The sequence below is a fragment of the Paraburkholderia sp. RL17-380-BIE-A genome (assembly GCF_046028085.1).
GTDB lineage: Bacteria > Pseudomonadota > Gammaproteobacteria > Burkholderiales > Burkholderiaceae > Paraburkholderia.
Genome location: NZ_JARESQ010000079.1, coordinates 1 through 233 on the forward strand (window position 1 = coordinate 1; position 233 = coordinate 233).

Consider the following 233-nt stretch of genomic DNA (forward strand, 5'->3'; position numbering starts at 1 on the left):
GCCTCGTTCTCGCTCACCGGCACCTGGATGCCGACCAGAATCGAGCTGTAGTCCGCGCCCTGGTTGCGGTAGTGGAACAGGCTGATATTCCAGTTCGGCGCCATCGACGAAAGGAATTTCATCAGCGCGCCCGGACGCTCGGGAAACTCGAAGCGGAACAGACGTTCGTCGTGCGCCAGAGGCGAGCGGCCGCCCACCATGTAGCGGATGTGCTGCTTGGAGAGTTCGTCGAA

General features: G+C 61.8%; 1 pseudogene. It reads right to left on the minus strand.

Features of this window, described 5'->3' with window-relative positions:
• Positions 1 to 233, minus strand: a pseudogene (locus P0D68_RS35615) (threonine ammonia-lyase, biosynthetic); the annotation flags it as partial.